Annotated in this window: 17 protein-coding genes; 6 read left to right on the top strand and 11 right to left on the bottom strand. The window is 55.6% G+C overall.

Translation table 11 applies throughout. The features are described from left to right. Positions 1 to 13: 13 nt before the first annotated feature. Complete coding sequence (gene glsA / locus ACZRJQ_RS04070; protein ID WP_463977137.1) at positions 14 to 958, bottom strand: glutaminase A; 945 nt, start codon at positions 956 to 958, stop codon at positions 14 to 16. Between the two features lie 170 nt (positions 959 to 1,128). On the opposite strand from glsA, the gene ACZRJQ_RS04065 reads away from it, so the two are divergent. After that, positions 1,129 to 2,526: a glutamate decarboxylase gene (locus ACZRJQ_RS04065; RefSeq protein ID WP_463977136.1), complete on the top strand. Its 1,398-nt coding sequence runs from the start codon at positions 1,129 to 1,131 to the stop codon at positions 2,524 to 2,526. A 125-nt stretch (positions 2,527 to 2,651) separates the two neighbouring features. On the opposite strand, the gene ACZRJQ_RS04060 is transcribed toward ACZRJQ_RS04065, so the two are convergent. The 4 genes from ACZRJQ_RS04060 to ACZRJQ_RS04045 form a co-directional block, all read right to left on the bottom strand. Beyond that, positions 2,652 to 3,953, bottom strand: a complete 1,302-nt coding sequence (locus ACZRJQ_RS04060; RefSeq protein WP_463977135.1) for an NAD(P)/FAD-dependent oxidoreductase — start codon at positions 3,951 to 3,953, stop codon at positions 2,652 to 2,654. A 63-nt stretch (positions 3,954 to 4,016) separates the two neighbouring features. Beyond that, entirely contained in the window at positions 4,017 to 4,190 is a 174-nt protein-coding gene (locus tag ACZRJQ_RS04055) for a DUF3094 family protein (protein ID WP_463977134.1), read from the bottom strand. 55 nt (positions 4,191 to 4,245) lie between these two features. Next, entirely contained in the window at positions 4,246 to 4,773 is a 528-nt protein-coding gene (locus ACZRJQ_RS04050) for an MOSC domain-containing protein (protein WP_463977133.1), read from the bottom strand. Beyond that, positions 4,770 to 5,399 carry a DUF1780 domain-containing protein gene (locus tag ACZRJQ_RS04045; protein ID WP_463977132.1) on the bottom strand — a complete coding sequence of 210 codons (630 nt, stop codon included), beginning with the start codon at positions 5,397 to 5,399 and terminating at the stop codon, positions 4,770 to 4,772. The genes ACZRJQ_RS04050 and ACZRJQ_RS04045 overlap by 4 nt, the downstream gene beginning before the upstream one ends. Before the next feature lie 130 nt (positions 5,400 to 5,529). Here ACZRJQ_RS04045 and ACZRJQ_RS04040 point away from each other — a divergent pair, with 130 nt between their 5' ends. Continuing rightward, positions 5,530 to 6,216, top strand: a complete 687-nt coding sequence (locus ACZRJQ_RS04040; protein ID WP_463977131.1) for an energy-coupling factor ABC transporter permease — start codon at positions 5,530 to 5,532, stop codon at positions 6,214 to 6,216. Between the two features lie 44 nt (positions 6,217 to 6,260). Here ACZRJQ_RS04040 and yacG read toward each other — a convergent pair whose 3' ends face one another. The 4 genes from yacG to ACZRJQ_RS04020 are packed head-to-tail and all read right to left on the bottom strand — an operon-like array spanning position 6,261 to position 9,163. Then, positions 6,261 to 6,464, bottom strand: a complete 204-nt coding sequence (yacG, locus tag ACZRJQ_RS04035) for a DNA gyrase inhibitor YacG (protein ID WP_463977130.1) — start codon at positions 6,462 to 6,464, stop codon at positions 6,261 to 6,263. After that, entirely contained in the window at positions 6,461 to 7,084 is a 624-nt protein-coding gene (gene coaE / locus ACZRJQ_RS04030) for a dephospho-CoA kinase (RefSeq protein WP_463977129.1), read from the bottom strand. The genes yacG and coaE overlap by 4 nt, the downstream gene beginning before the upstream one ends. Position 7,085: 1 nt before the next feature. Further along, a complete protein-coding gene (locus ACZRJQ_RS04025; RefSeq protein ID WP_463977348.1) occupies positions 7,086 to 7,946 on the bottom strand; it encodes a prepilin peptidase in 861 nt (286 codons plus the stop codon). A gap of 2 nt (positions 7,947 to 7,948) precedes the next feature. After that, positions 7,949 to 9,163 carry a type II secretion system F family protein gene (locus ACZRJQ_RS04020; RefSeq protein WP_463977128.1) on the bottom strand — a complete coding sequence of 405 codons (1,215 nt, stop codon included), beginning with the start codon at positions 9,161 to 9,163 and terminating at the stop codon, positions 7,949 to 7,951. Positions 9,164 to 9,383: 220 nt separating this feature from the next. On the opposite strand from ACZRJQ_RS04020, the gene ACZRJQ_RS04015 reads away from it, so the two are divergent. Next, positions 9,384 to 9,791 carry a pilin gene (locus tag ACZRJQ_RS04015; RefSeq protein WP_463977127.1) on the top strand — a complete coding sequence of 136 codons (408 nt, stop codon included), beginning with the start codon at positions 9,384 to 9,386 and terminating at the stop codon, positions 9,789 to 9,791. Between the two features lie 85 nt (positions 9,792 to 9,876). On the opposite strand, the gene ACZRJQ_RS04010 is transcribed toward ACZRJQ_RS04015, so the two are convergent. Then, positions 9,877 to 10,560: a glycosyltransferase family 25 protein gene (locus ACZRJQ_RS04010; protein ID WP_463977126.1), complete on the bottom strand. Its 684-nt coding sequence runs from the start codon at positions 10,558 to 10,560 to the stop codon at positions 9,877 to 9,879. A 269-nt stretch (positions 10,561 to 10,829) separates the two neighbouring features. Here ACZRJQ_RS04010 and ACZRJQ_RS04005 point away from each other — a divergent pair, with 269 nt between their 5' ends. Together ACZRJQ_RS04005 and ACZRJQ_RS04000 are read left to right on the top strand one after the other, a co-directional pair. After that, positions 10,830 to 12,326 (top strand): AlkA N-terminal domain-containing protein, encoded by a 1,497-nt coding sequence (locus ACZRJQ_RS04005; protein WP_463977125.1) that lies wholly within the window; start codon positions 10,830 to 10,832, stop codon positions 12,324 to 12,326. After that, positions 12,323 to 12,820, top strand: coding sequence for a methylated-DNA--[protein]-cysteine S-methyltransferase (locus ACZRJQ_RS04000; protein WP_463977124.1), 498 nt, complete (start codon positions 12,323 to 12,325; stop codon positions 12,818 to 12,820). The genes ACZRJQ_RS04005 and ACZRJQ_RS04000 overlap by 4 nt, the downstream gene beginning before the upstream one ends. Before the next feature lie 6 nt (positions 12,821 to 12,826). Here ACZRJQ_RS04000 and nadC read toward each other — a convergent pair whose 3' ends face one another. After that, positions 12,827 to 13,675: a carboxylating nicotinate-nucleotide diphosphorylase gene (nadC, locus tag ACZRJQ_RS03995; protein ID WP_463977123.1), complete on the bottom strand. Its 849-nt coding sequence runs from the start codon at positions 13,673 to 13,675 to the stop codon at positions 12,827 to 12,829. A 353-nt stretch (positions 13,676 to 14,028) separates the two neighbouring features. Here nadC and ACZRJQ_RS03990 point away from each other — a divergent pair, with 353 nt between their 5' ends. Beyond that, entirely contained in the window at positions 14,029 to 15,519 is a 1,491-nt protein-coding gene (locus ACZRJQ_RS03990) for a DUF1631 family protein (protein WP_463977122.1), read from the top strand. Positions 15,520 to 15,530 lie beyond the last annotated feature (11 nt).

Raw genomic sequence — 15,530 nt, 5'->3', positions numbered from 1 at the left:
TGTCATTTGGGTGTTAGTGCAGCAGGCTCAGATTGAGCGTGCGACTGATGTGTTCGGCAGCCAATTGGCCACGCACACTGTTGCCCGCGGCATCCAAGGGCGGGGCGAAGGTTGCGATGGCGCACAAGCCCGGAACCACAGCCAATATCCCGCCACCGACTCCGCTTTTACCGGGTAAGCCAACTTTGTACAGCCAGTCTCCTGTGGTGTCGTAAAGTCCGTTCATGGTCATTTCGGCGAGGATGGGAGGCACGTTTTTGGCCGCCACCACGCGCTTGCCTGTGAGCGGATGCACGCCGCCATTGGCGAGCGTCACGCCCATATTTGCCAAGTCATTACAGGTGATTTCCACAGAGCATTGGCGGGTGTATACGTCGCACACCTCTATGGGGTCGGCGTACATATAGCCGTAACTTTTGAGTAACCATGCAATGCCGCGATTGTGCTGATTGCTGTTGGCTTCGGACTGATACACCTCGTCGTTAACCCTGAGTTCGCGTCCGGCAAATGCGTTATACGTGGCCTGGATCTTGTCCCAGCGTGCTTGTGCTGTTTGGGCTTCGAGCAGGCTCACCGTGGCCATCGCGCCGGCGTTGACGAAGGGGTTGAGGGGGCGACCTTTATGCAGCTCAAGGGCCACGACCGAATTGAATGGCTCGCCGGTTGGGTCGCAACCAATTTTGCTTCGCAGCGTCTGTGGGCCTACTTCCTCCATTGCTTGAGCCAGGGTAAACACCTTGGAAATGGACTCGATTGCGAAGGCGTAATCGCTGTGCCCGATGTTGGCGTGGGTGCCATCGCAGAACATGATGCTGATGCCGAACAAATGGGTAGGCACTGAGGCCAGATACGGTATGTAACTGGCATTTTTACCGTGGTGATTGCCAGCAAAACGTTGGTGGGCTTCGTTCAAAACCTGCCTGACAAGATCGTCGGCGGTGGTGGGTTTTTGCTTCATTGCGCTCGCTCCGTGCGTGCTCAGGTGAGCCGAGACTATAGGTCACAATTTCGACTTTGCCCGGAAAACGGACGGCAGACTCCAAATGCTTGGCTATGCTGGCTGGGTCGATGCTGAGCCAGTTGGAGGAAGTCGGCCCAGTTCCTGCCCATGACTCAAGGAGAGTTGAAATGGCACTTCACCGCATCAAGCGTCATTCGGACATTGATCCAGTTTTTGGATCTTCAGTTTTGGCCCACGCAGCTGCGACCAAGCGATTTCCGGCGCCAGAACAGTCGCCACGTGAGGTTTACCAACTGGTACACGACGAGTTGTACCTTGATGGCAACGCCCGCCAGAACCTTGCGACCTTCTGTCAGACGTGGGAAGAGGACGAAGTCCACAAGCTCATGGACCTGTCTATCGACAAGAACATGATCGACAAGGACGAGTACCCGCAGTCAGCCGAGCTTGAGAGCCGCTGTATTCATATGTTGGCGGACTTGTGGCATTCGCCATCAGCGGCCAACACCATCGGCACCTCGACAGTGGGTTCCAGCGAAGCTTGCATGCTCAGTGGTTTGGCGGCCCTGTGGCGCTGGCGTGCAGTGCGTAAAGCCGCAGGCAAACCAACGGCAACTCCCAATTTAGTGTGTGGGCCAGTGCAAATCTGCTGGCATAAATTTGCCCGCTATTGGGACATTGAAATCCGTGAAGTGCCGATGTCAGATGGGCATTGGTTCATGACTCCTGAAGACATGCTTGCCCGGGTCGACGAAAACACCATCGTCGTGGTGCCAACCTTTGGTCAGACGTTTACCGGGCTGTATGAAACGGTTAAACCGCTGTCTGACGCGCTGGATGATTTGCAAACGCGCACAGGTTTGAGTGTTGATCTGCACGTTGACGGCGCAAGCGGCGCGATGCTGGCTCCGTTCTGTGCGCCCGACATCCTGTGGGACTTCCGCTTGTCGCGGGTCAAGTCCATCAGCACCTCTGGCCATAAATTCGGGCTGGCGCCGTTGGGGGCGGGCTGGGTGGTTTGGCGTGATGCTAAAGATTTGCCTGAGGGGCTGATCTTTCACGTCAACTACTTGGGTGGAGACATGCCGACCTTCGACCTGAACTTCTCTCGTCCTGCTGGCCAGATCATTGCTCAGTACTACAATTTTTTGCGATTAGGCCGTGAGGGGTATGAGCGTATTCACTCGGCATGCTACGCAACAGCGCAGTTTTTGGCGCGTGAACTGGTTAAGGTCGGGCCGTTTGAAATGCTGTTCAATGGTGACCCACAGTTGGGTATTCCAGCGCTGACATGGCGTTTGAAACCGGGGGCTAACACCCCTTACTCGCTTTACGACTTGGCGGATCGCCTGCGTATTCGCGGTTGGCTCGTGCCTGCCTATAGCTTGCCGGCCAATGCGGAGACGGTGGTGGTGCAACGGATTTTGGTGAAGCAGGGGATGTCGATCGACATGGCCAAGTTGCTGCTGGATGACTTTGCCCGTGATATTCAGTTTTTCGACGAGCACCAGCCTCACGGCTTTAAAGGGCGTGAGGCGCAGGCGGGGAATCACGGCGGGCGCTGAGCCATTCTGTTGTAGTCGCTGCCAAAGGTTGCGATGGGGCACATGGCGCCCCTGTCTTTGAATCGAAAGCGAAGGGCTTTGGGGCCTTAGCGCAACCGATGGCAGCAACTACACGTTAAGCCGGTTTAGTGCAGCTTCAGGCGCGGCTCAGTTCCGCGTCCGATCCTGCTGCCGAGCATCAACATCAACGTACGGAACGTCCCGTAAAGTGCCATTTGGTGCATGCGGTACAGCGAGATATAGAACATCCGCGCCAGCCAGCCTTCCAGCATCACGGTGCCCATCAGGTTACCCATTAAGTTGCCCACCGCCGAAAAGCTCGACAGCGAAATCAGTGAGCCGTAATCGCGGTAGTGGTAATCCGGCAGTTGCGGTTTACCTTCCAGACGCAGTTTCAGCGACTTGGCCAGCAGCGATGCTTGCTGGTGAGCGGCTTGAGCCCGTGGCGGCACCATGCGATCTGTGCCCGGTTGTGGGCAAGCAGCGCAATCACCAAAGGCGAAAATGTTGTCATCGCGCGTGGTTTGCAGAGTTGGTCGCACCACCAGTTGGTTGATGCGATTGGTTTCCAGCCCTGCCAGCTCCTTAAGAAAGCCCGGCGCACGAATCCCGGCTGCCCAGACCTTCAAACTTGCAGGAATCACCTGACCGTCGACAGTGATCAAGCTGTCAGCGGTAACTTCACTGACGGACGAATTAGTCAGTACCGTAACCCCAAGCTTCTCCAAGGTTTTATGCACAGGCCCGCTGATACGTTCAGGCAGCGCAGGCAATACTCGCGGCCCGGCTTCGATCAAGGTGATGTGCATGTTTTCGGGCTTGATACGACCCAGCCCATAAGCCGCCAATTCATGGGCCGCGTTATGCAGTTCGGCGGCCAACTCCACCCCTGTCGCCCCGGCGCCCACAATCGCGACGCTGATTTGTTCGACCACATCGGTCTGCCCGGCATGGGCGCGAAGGTAGTGATTGAGCAATTGTTGGTGGAATTTCTCGGCTTGTTTTCGGGTATCGAGAAACAGGCAATGTTCGGCCGCGCCCTTGGTGCCGAAATCATTGGTGGTGCTGCCGACTGCGATCACCAGCGTGTCGTAGTTCAACTCGCGGGCAGGCACCAGCTCTTGACCGTTTTCGTCGACAGTTGCCGACAATGAGATCTTTTTCAGCTCACGATCCAATCCACTCATGCGCCCCAGCTGGAATTCGAAATGATTCCATTTGGCTTGAGCCACATAGTTGAGTTCGTCTTCTGATGAGTTGAGCGAGCCCGCCGCGACCTCATGGAGCAAGGGTTTCCAAATGTGGGTCAAGTTGGCATCCACCAGCGTGACGCTGGCTTTGCCGCGCTTGCCCAAGGTTTTACCCAGGCGGGTCGCCAATTCCAGACCGCCAGCGCCGCCGCCGACGATAACAATACGATGGGTCATAGGTATCACTCACAAGGCTTAAAAAATTCTGTGCATGAGTTGTCCGGGCGAGCGCAAAGCAGCTCATAGCGCCAGATAACTCAAAAGACGGCTCAAAAATCCGAGGCCGATCACCACAATCAGCACCACAGCAAGGAGCAGCCAAGGCCTGAAAGGGCGCCGCTCAACTTGGTTCTGTGGCAGGTGCAGGTACTCTTCGACATGCTGCTGATCGTCTGGGTTCAGGCGGCTGGACATAAATGTTGCCTCGTCAGATAGACGTTGCGGGATGTGTAAAAGCTACAGCATGGATTCAACCGGGATGAAAAGAAGCATAGCCGCTTAGCCCCAAAGGCTCGACTCGCACTTCGTCGTCTAGACGAATGATCCCGCTTTCTATTACGCGGGCAGTGATCCCGCCATGACCGCGCACAGCTTGAAACGTCCCAATGCCCAGACGTTGTTCGAGTCGGGCGCAAGGCTGGCACCAGCCGGTCGTTTCAAAAATGGCCTGGCCAATCTTAAAGCGCCGCCCTTTCAGGCTGAACAGATTGATGCCGCTCACCACTAAATTGCGCCGTAAATCCTGCGCCACAACGGGCTGATCTTGCGGGCGGCCCAGCAATGAGTTGATAACGGCCAAGTGCTCCCACTGAATCAGCGTCACTTGCCGCGCATTACGTGCGCCGGGGCGCGCATGATCGCCCGTCAGCCCGGCCTCGCGGCGAGCCTCTACGGCCTCAAGTTCAATCATGTCGGCCCGCGATTCAGGTCGCACCCCTATCCAGCGCACGCGACCCGCCTGCGGTACGTGCTCGATTAGCGCTTGCAACGGGCTCACAAGCTGATGCCTACATCAAAAATGATGCTGCGCCCCAAATTGCTGCGCAAAAAATCGGGGGCATCGGGCTGAGCAAACAGTACCCGGGCGAAGGTCGGCCCCACCAATGACAGCGAGCGCCAGCCTTGGCGCAGGTATTCAGTCGGTGGCGGGAAATGGCTGTTTAAATCCAGCACTTCGCGCTTGAGGCTAGAGAAGGCAATGATGTCCAACTGCCCCAAGTCGATGTCTCGTTCCCGGTAGTTATTGGCTTTTTTGTGCAGAGTGGGGCCTAAGCGTTGCAGTAACTTGCTGGCCGGTATCCGTTTGGGGCGGGCTTCTCGGCGTACCAACTGGCTCAGGGAATAGGCGCTGCGTCGGCGTTGCAGTTCTTCGCGCCACTCATCGTTAAGGCGTCGGCCTTCATCGAGCACAAAGAACACTTCAAAGCGCGCATCACGAAACAACACATCAGGCGGCTCTTGGCTGGCTTGAGTGAAGTCCTCGGTGTGATAAGCAATGTTCAAGCCTTGCAGCAGGCGCTGGCAGACCCAGCGCTCGCGTTCCCATTTGCGGGCGTTGGATAAAAACGCATTGGCTTGTTCGGCCTGACTGGTGAGCAGGCGTAAATAATCAGAGTCATCCATGCGCGAAGCTTAGCCTTGAAACAGGTATTACTGAAAGTCCGCGGTGTAGACTGAGCCGCGTATCAACGTCGGGATTAAACAGGGAGCGTTTAGCGGTGTGCATTAACAGGATCGGCTTGAGGGCGCGCACATGATCGCCGCGCAGTTGTTATCCACACAAACGCTGGTTATCGGCTGGCTGCTTTATGTGCCCATTGTGCTGTGGGCGATCTGGCGGGCGCCGTGGGTTGAGCTATTTGCCGATACCCGTCGTCAGCATTTGCTGTTTGGAACAGTGTTTTCGTTGTTTTTGCTGTGGCTGGTGCGGCGCGACTTTGATACGGGAGTGTCGTATCACTTCATCGGTTTGACCGTGGTGACCTTGCTACTTGATTGGCCGCTGGCGATTGTTGGCGCTTTGATGGCGCAAACGGGGCTGGTGTTGCTAGGGCGCCAAGACTTGGCCGCGATGGGGCTTAATGGTGTGGTGCTGATTGTGCTGCCCATTGCTGTGACTGAAGGCTGCGCACGTATGGTCGAACGGGCCCAGCCGCGCAATCCCTTTGTGTATATCTTCTGCTCGGGTTTTTTCGCAGCGGCTCTGGCGGCCCTGCTGTGTTTGCTGGTGGGGTTGGGCGTGTTGTGGCTGGATGGATTATTTGTAATGCCGGAGTGGCTTGAGGATTTTATTGGCTATTTGTGGCTGATTATTTTCCCTGAAGCCTTTATCAACGGGATGCTAGTCACCGCACTGGTGGTGTTCTGCCCTGAGTGGCTTGAGACCTTTAACCGCACTCGCTATTTAGCCGCACCCTGGAAGGACGATGAGCCTAAATAAGCGCTGTGGCAGCGAACATGTTCACTGCCACAGCGCTTGGGTAATTAGTGCAGGCGGTCTGGCAGATCCTCGGAGAACAAGTCGTCTTCTGCGTCCGGGCTCACCGGGATTTTGTGCTCCTCGCTCGCCCAAGCCCCAAGGTCAATCAGCTTGCAGCGGTCAGAGCAAAATGGTCGAAAGGCGTTGGCGGCGGTCCATTCCACCGGTGCCCCACAGGTTGGGCAGTCTACGGTCATTGGTTTGGTCATGATTGGCCTCCTCGCAAAGTTAAATAAAAGTGATGCAGGCGCTCGACCTCGGTCTTGAGCGCCATCAGGTCTTTGTCATTGACCAGCACGTCGTCGGCGTGGCGCAAGCGTTCTTCCCGGCTGGCTTGGACCTTGAGAATGGCCTGAACTTGCTGCTCGCTGGTGCTATCGCGCAACAATGTGCGCTCAATTTGCAGGGCTTGCGGCGCGTCGATTACCAGCACTCGCTGAGTGGTCGCGTGTTGGCCAGACTCAATGAGCAGCGGCGAAACCAAAATGGCGTAGGGCGATTGTGCCCGCTCCAGATTGGACGCGATTTCTTCGCGGATCAGTGGATGCAGCAAGGCTTCTAGCCAGCGACGTTGCTCGGGATCGGCAAAGATCAAGCTGCGCAACGCGCTGCGATTGAGCTGCCCATCGGCTTGCAACACGTCAGCACCAAAATGCTCGGCAATTTGAGACAGTGCTGGGCGCCCCGGTTCGACGACCCAGCGGGCGGCATGATCGGCATCCACGACGTGAATGCCCAACTTGGCAAAGTGCTCGGCAGCAGCACTTTTGCCACTGCCAATACCGCCGGTCAGACCGAGAATCCAGGGTTTGGAAGGTGGGGTGTTCATGTCAAACCGCAAGCTGCCAATAGAAGGCGCTCATTTGACCACCCCAGAGCAATGCAATCCAGCCGGCAATCGCCAGATACGGCGCAAAAGGGATTGATGACGAGGCTTGGCGGCGGCGCGCTATCAGCAGGCCAACCCCGACCAGTGCCCCGACCAGCGATGAAAGCAGTATCGTCATCGGCAAAATGGCCAAGCCGCCCCACGCGCCGAGCATGGCCAGTAATTTGAAATCGCCATAGCCCATGCCGTCTTTGCCGGTGACCAGTTTAAATATCCAAAATATTAACCAAAGGCTGATGTAGCCCAGCGCTGCGCCCCAGACTGCCTGCGCAAGGCTGGTAAACAAGTCAAAACTGTTCACCAATAACCCAAGCCAGAGCAAAGGCAATACCAGCACATCGGGTACGATTTGGTGCTCGGCATCAATCAGGCAAATAGCGAGCAGCCCCCACGTCAGCACCAGCATCCAGCCCGCTTGGCCGGTAAAACCAAAGTGCCAAGCGATAAACGCCGAAAGTAAGCCGCAGGCCAACTCAGTGAGTGGATAACGTGGGCTAATGGCCGTTTTGCACTGTGAGCACTTGCCTCTTAGCAGTCCAAAGCTGAGCAGGGGAATGTTCTCCCAAAAGCGTAAGGGATGCTCGCAGTGTGGGCAGTGGGAGTGAGGCAGCATCACGTTATACACAGGGCTCTTGGCTGCATGGGGCAAGTTGAGCACCTCGCGGGCTTGGGTTTGCCAGCTGCGCTCAAGCATTTTTGGCAGGCGCCACGCCAACACGTTGATGAAGCTGCCCACCAGCAACCCGATGATCAATGCACAGGCGATAAAAGCTGAGGGGTACTGGGAAAAAAGATCAATCATCATCAAATCACTTGGCCCAATTTAAAAATCGGCAAATACATGGCAACTACCAGCCCGCCAACCATCACACCCAGTACCACCATAACGGCGGGCTCCATCAACGTTGTCAGGTTATCGACCAAGGTGTCGACTTCGTTCTCATAATAGGTGGCAACGTGGTTAAGCATGTCTTCCAATGTGCCGGATTCTTCTCCAATAGCTGTCATCTGAATCGCCATGCCCGGAAACACGCCCGTGGCAATCATGGCCACATTCATCTGAGTGCCTGTTGCAACCTGTTGTTTGAGTCGTAAAACGGCGTCTCGATGAACCCCGTTTCCAGCCACACCGGCCACGCACTCCAGCGCTTCGAGCAAAGGCACTCCGGCGCCAAGGGTGGTCGATAAGGTGCGCGCAAAACGGGCGATGGCCGATAACGTCAACAAATGCCCAAGCACAGGCAGTTTAAGTAACCCGCGATCAATGCGGTCACGCAAGGATGCAGAGCGCTTGTAGCGATAGCTCAGCGCCGCCAGCGTGATGCCAGCTCCGAGCAGTAGCCATAAACCGTGGCTTTGTAGCCCTTCGGACAAGGCGACGACCCACAAGGTAAACGTCGGGAGTTGCGCGTCGAATGTACTGAAGACGCTTTTGAATTGCGGCACCACCTCGATCAGCAAAATTGCGCACACCAGTAAGGCGACAACCATCACGGCTGCGGGATAGGTCATGGCCTTTTTGATTTTCTTTTTCAGGGTTTCGGTTTTTTCTTTGTAGGTGGCGATGCGTTGCAGCAAAACGTCTAGCGCCCCTGCGTGCTCGCCCGCTTCGACGAGGTTGCAATACAGGCCATCAAAGTGCGCAGGTTTTTTGCGCAACGCTGCCGCAAGGGTCGAGCCCGCGCTGATCTCTTGCTTGAGGTCGGTCACCAGTTGGCGCATGGCGGCCTGTTCAAAGCCGTTGGCAATCACCTCCAGCGCTTGCAACAACGGGATGCCCGCCTTGACCAGTGTGGCCAATTGGCGAGTAAACAGTGTGATGTCCGATGCCTTGATGGATTTACCTGAACTGGTGGCGGGGGGAGGGCGGCGAATTTTACATGCGCTAATACCTTGTCGGCGCAAGTGCGCCCGGATCAATGCGGGGCTGTGAGCGCTGAGTTCACCGCACACGCGGGCCCCTTTGAGGTCTGTGCCTTCCCATCGATAAAGGCTGGTTTTGGCTGCTGGCGTGACCATGCGTGCGTCCTTGGAAAACTGAGCTTTCAGGCTCGATATGAGTCTTAAAGCCTAGATGCACTTGCCGTCGACCTTGCTGCGCGAGCATGTCTAAAGGTGTCAAACGGTGTTGTTCTGGAGCATCTGGTGGTGAACCTTGATAGCCTGTGCGCACTTTTTGCAGCGTTGGGCTGCGCACGCTTTAGGCCGATGGCCCATGCCACATTTTTGGAGACTGTAATTGAACCTACAAAAAGGCTTCACCCTGATCGAATTGATGATCGTGGTTGCGATCATCGGCCTGATCGCCTCGTTCGCCTTGCCGGCCTACAACGATCACACCATGAAGGCACGGTTTGCCGAAGTGAACTCAATCAGCAATGTCTACAAAACGGCCGTCGCCTTGTGCTACAGCGAAAGCAACGATTTGGCCGTGTGCGATGCGGGAACCCACGGCATCCCGGCAGCGGCGGCGGCCACCGACAATCTGGAAGCGGGCATGACGGTTCAAGATGGCGTGATCACCATGACTGGCACCAAAGCGGCAGGCGGTTGGACCAGCGTGTTGGTCCCGGCGTTGAGCGCTTCGGGCAGCACATTAACCTGGACACAAAATGGTACGTGCCTGGCCAGTGGGGCGTGTAAGTAAGCACAGGCGGTTTCGCACCCGTGGCGGTGCCAGCGACGCTATAGAGACCCATCGACAAGATGGGCTTCTATACGGGGCGCACTGGTCAAAGATCGCGCAGCAGCAGTGTCTTTCCTAAGTTCTTAAAAGCCTGGGTGTATTGCTTGCGCCAGTTTGCTCGCCAAAAAGCAGCATCAGGAAATGTGCCATCTGTTGATCTGGCTGCCAACACATTACTTGGCGCTATTTCTTCAGGTTGCTGCTGGCTCAACATTGGGAATGCCATGTAAGCCTTGAAATTCTTGCAAAGCACGTTATCAATTGCGGTGCCTGTATAAGGCGCATGTTTGAGCAGCTCTTGGCAGCCCTTACTGGACAGAATATAGGCATGAGTTGCCTTGGCTCTTACCCGTGCAATACCTCTGTTCCAAGTAAGCCAAACCCTCCCCAAATTAGCTCCCAGATAAAACAATTCAGGCGCTCGGCCGTCCAGAAACGCGTTGATTTGCTGCACTTGTTTTGGATTGAAAGTCACCAGTGTTGCGTCGTCCTCCAGAATCAAAACACGACGGTAGTTGCGCTCCAACGCTAATCTGGCGCATTTCATATGCGAGTCGAAACAGCCGCGTTCGGGGTTCTCACTGTCGCGATCCACAATCATGAACTCAATGTTCAAACCACTGCCGTGGAACTCCTGGGTCAACAGTTCTCGACGATCTGTTCGCTCTTTGAGGCTGATACAGAAGACACCGTCAATTTTCAGATGACTCAGATCCTTGTTTTTTGACATACCTAACTACCACCGTCCCTTTAGTTAAGAGTTGCGACACAGCCAAAAATCTTGGCGCCTGTTTTTATACACGCTTTTTTGATGGCGATATTGTGTGACGGGAAATGAGATTAAGCCATTTTTATGTGCTAACTCAGGGCAACACGAATAACCACGTTTGTTGTGCAGAAATTTGCCGCGCGCCCCTTATGATCTGGCCTGCTCAGCAACTGACATTGATGTCCGAAAATGGCGAGAGTCGCTCAATAGACAGTGCTATTGTTCGACCCATGAACCCACATGACACCCTCAACACACCTTCGACCGCCGTCTGCGAAATCGCTCGGTTAAGTCGCGATGCGCGTTTTGATGGGGTGTTTTTTACAGCCGTGCTCAGTACCCGTATTTACTGCCGTCCGGTGTGCCCTGCGCGGCCTCCAAAGCCCGAAAATGTTCAGTATTACCCCAGTGCTGCGGCCGCTCAGGCTCAGGGCTTTCGACCTTGTTTGCGTTGTCGGCCAGAGCTTGCCCCCGGCAATCATCTTTGGTTGCCGGGTGAGCACTTGGTCTCGCGGGCACTGAAGCTGATTAACGAAGGCTTTTTGGCTGAGCAATCTTTGGATACGCTGGCTGAGCGCTTAAATGTGGGCGCTCGGCAGCTGCGCCGCTTGTTTGTGCAGTACTTGGGGGCGCCACCGATTGCTGTGCATGCCACGCAAAGGCTGCTGTTTGCCAAGCAATTGCTCACTGAGACCCACCTGTCGATTACCGATGTGGCAATGGCTTCTGGGTTTGGTAGCGTGCGCCGCTTCAATGCTGCCTTTGCGCAGGCCAATCATGCCGAGCCCCGAGCCTTCCGGCGTAGCGCCACAACCCCTGCAAACAAGGGCTTGATCCTGCGCCTGGCATATCGTCCGCCTTACGATTTCAATGCGTTGCTAGCGTTTTTGAAAACCCGTGCGTTGCCGGGGATTGAGCGTGTTGATGAGCACAGCTATGAGCGAGTATTTGGTTCTGTAGGTTCGCCTGGCTGGCTGCGGATCAGTGCGTGGCCCGATGAGCAGCCTGCGCTGAAACTGGAGCTCTTAAACGTACAACCCAGTCACATGTTGGCGGTAGTGACCCGTATTCGACGCATGTTCGATTTGGATGCTGACCCGCTTGCGATTGGTCATACCTTGCAGGCTAGCCCGCTGCTGGCGCCTTGGGTCGCGCGTTATCCGGGGTTGCGTTTGCCCGGTGGTTGGGACGGTTTTGAGGTGGCGGTGCGCGCCGTGCTGGGGCAGCAAGTGAGTGTGGCGGCTGCGCGCACCTTGGCCAGTCGTATTGTGCAACGCTATGGCACGCCAATAGATGCCCTCGGCACTTCGGGGCTTGACCGATTATTCCCAACCCCGGAAGGGCTGGTGGACGCAGATTTGGGGCAACTGGGTGTCACTAAGGCCCGCGTGGCTACGATACAAGGAGTGGCTCGCGCCTTGATGGAAGGGCGTGTGGATTTTCGCATTGAGCAGCCTTTGGATCGTTTTATTCACAACTGGGTGCAACTGCCCGGTATTGGTGAATGGACGGCGCATTACATTGCCATGCGTGTGCTTAAGCATCCCGATGCCTTCCCGGCAGCGGACTTGATTTTGCGCCGCCAAGCCAATTCAAGTGCTGCCCCATTGACCCCTAAAGCCCTGCAAACAATGGCAGAAAGTTGGCGCCCGTGGCGGGCATATTCCGTGATGTATTTATGGCGCGCAGCCACAGAGTCGGCTGCGGCACAGAGGGACTCTGCATGACTCAGGTGTATTACGATCAAATGCCATCACCCATCGGCCCGTTGTTTTTAGTGGCGGACGATGAAGGCCTGCGAGAGGTGCGTTTCGAACTGGACCGTCGCCCCCACACGCCGTTGGAAGGTTGGTTACATTCGCCGCAAAAACTGGCCGAAGTGCGGCGTCAGCTTGAGGCTTATTTTGCGGGCCAAAGGCACACCTTTGATTTACCGCTCAAGCCAGTGGGCACTGAGTTTCAGCAGTCGGTGTGGCAGGCGTTGACGACTATTCCTTATGCGGTGACCACCAGTTACGGGCACATCAGTGCACAAATTCAACGACCCAAAGCTTCACGTGCGGTGGGCGCGGCGAATGGGCGCAATCCCATTCCGATCATCATTCCGTGCCATCGAGTGATCGGAAGTAATGGCTCGTTGACTGGTTTTGGCGGCGGTCTGGCCGCCAAACAGTGGTTGCTGGAGCATGAGCTCAAGTGTCAGGGTTTTACGTTGTCCTGATGTGGCTTACAGGCTCAGCCGCATCGACAAGTCGACGGCTTTGACATCTTTAGTCATGGCACCAATCGAGATGTAGTCCACGCCTGTTTCGGCAATAGGACGCAAAGTGCTTTCGTTGATTCCGCCGCTTGCTTCCAGCTTGGCTTTACCGGCATTCATACGCACTGCTTCGCGCATGTCATCCATGCTCAGTTCGTCGAGCATGATGATGTCAGCGCCCGCATCCAATGCTTCTTTGAGTTCCGCCAGGCTTTCAACTTCGATTTCTACCGGTTTGCCCGGTGCAATCGTATGCGCTGCGCTAATGGCCTGTGCGATGCCACCACAGGCAGCAATGTGGTTTTCCTTGATCAGAAATGCGTCATACAGACCAATGCGGTGGTTGTGGCAGCCGCCACAGGTCACGGCGTATTTTTGTGCCAAACGTAGGCCCGGCAAGGTTTTTCGGGTATCCAGCAGTTTGACCTGAGTGTCAGCGACCTGGTCAGCCAAGTGTTGGGCGTGTGTTGCAACGCCTGACAACATTTGCAGAAAGTTCAGCGCGCTGCGTTCGCCGCTAAGCAGCGAGCGGGCGGGGCCTTCAAGGTGGAACAACACCTGATTGGGGCTGACGCGTTCGCCGTCGCTCACTTGCCAATGCACGGCCACCCGGGGGTCCAGTTGGCGAAACACAGTGTCGACCCAAGCGGTGCCACTGATAACAGCAGCTTCACGGGTGATGATCGTGGCTTTGGCCAAGCGCTCGGCCGGGATCAGTCGTGCAGTGATGTCGCCGCTGCCAATGTCTTCGGCTAACGCACGGCGTACGTTGGCTTCGATTTCGGCGGTGAGGTCGGCCAGGCGTAAATTCGGCATAACGAGCTCCACAAACAAAGTGTGCCGATTATAGGGCCATGCCACGAACGAACCCAACCACGCGCCTGTGCTTGGGACACAAATGCCTACAGGTGGGCGGCTTTTGTCATTTTTAGGTGTGTTTTTGGCTGATCACTCAATGAAATGAAGAGTCTGCTAGCACAAGCAGTGTCTTTTACAAGATAATACGCCTTGTATTTGGCGTCATGGCTTTGACGCGACCGTTATTTCCAATGGTGAGCAACCGGCGAGTGCGCAACGCACTGGCCGGTTTTTGTCTGTGAGCCTCGAATAAGTCCTGCGGGGCTGCGGGTGCATCACCCGTGAGTGAAAGAATATTCCAGGAGGCTTGGATGCAAAATGACGGGAAAGTGGGGCCTGCGCCGAAGGCCGCTACGGAGTTGGCGATTCACTCGCCGCTTGCCCGCCTGCCAGTGATTCTTTTGCAGGTTCATGACAAGGCCGCGCAACAGCTCAAATATGGGCTGAGCATGTTGTTTGATAACGCGGATGAAATGCTGTTTGAAATGGCAGACAAAGCCCAGAGCGATATTGAGCAAAGCTTGTTTTTTGAAGCCATGCGCGATGTCAGGCTCAAGCGTAAAAATATCGAGCGTGGGTTCCTTGAGCTTTTTTTAGAGGCCTTTCTCAAGCTGACTCAGCATGACAACGAGTCCTCCTTGCAGTGTGCAGCCCCTGCCGAGAATGAATTTTCGCTGATGGTTAATGACATTGAGCGCACCCAAGTCATTAACGCGATGGTGGCCCAAGTGCTGGGGCGTGATGAGCGGGCGTTATGCCAGTTAACGACCCGCCTCAATACCTTGACCGCTCAAGTGCTCACGGAGCACACCAACCCGCTGGGGCCAGCCAAGTTGTGTGAGTATTTTTTGCAGGCCGAGCGTGAGCAGGGCATGGAAATCAAAGTCAAACTGATCATCCTGCAACTGTTTGAAAAGTACCTGCTCAGCCATACCGCGCAACTATATGGTGATGCCAATCAGTTATTGATCGCGACGGGTGTGCTGCCCGATCTGTCAGCCAAAACGGTTTGTTGCAGCTCCAAGGCGAATAGTCAGGCTGAGGGTGCGTCGATGGTTGGCGAGGATGCCTGCAACCTGGTCAGGTTGTTGTTTGAGTACATTGCCAGTGATCGCAACCTGTCGCAGTCGTTAAAAGCGATGATTGGCCGCTTACAGGCGCCGATGTTGAAAATCGCACAGCAAGACCAAAATTTTTTCAGTTGTGACAGCCACCCTGCGCGCCGGTTGTTGAATGTGATTGCCGCTGCCGCCATTGGTTGGGATTCAGCTGACAGCATGAACGATCCGTTTTACCGAAAAGTCGAGCATGTGGTGCAGCAACTGGCGCTGTATTCGGGGGATAACCCGGCGCTGCTCGAATACTTGCTACTCGACTTCCTGACGTTCACCTATGCAGAGCGCAGTCGCATTGAGCTCCTGGAGCAGCGCACCCGCGATGCGGAACAGTTACATTGGCAGCCCAATGCAAAAATCGTCAGTCCAAGCCATTCACAACCTGTGAGTACGAGTGATGAGCAAGATCACTTGGGCTTGTTGCTGGTCAGCCAGTTACGCATCGGGACGTGGATCGAGCTGCAAGAAGACGAGGAGCATCGCCTGCGTTGCAAGCTGATTGCGATCATGCAGCCCGAAGGCAAACATATTTTCGTGAACCGCACAGGGATGAAAGTGCTGGAAAAAAGCCGCAGTGATTTAATCGCGCAGCTGCGTAGCGCCAGCATTGTCCTGCTCGATGATCGACTGTTGTTTGACCGCGCACTGGAATCAGTGATCGGCAGCTTGAGCCACGTCAGCGGCTAAAAAACGTCGTA

It is taken from the genome of Pseudomonas sp. E315 (assembly GCF_055406205.1).
Note: the sequence above shows the minus strand (reverse complement) of the source record. Positions and strands in the feature narration are given on the sequence as shown.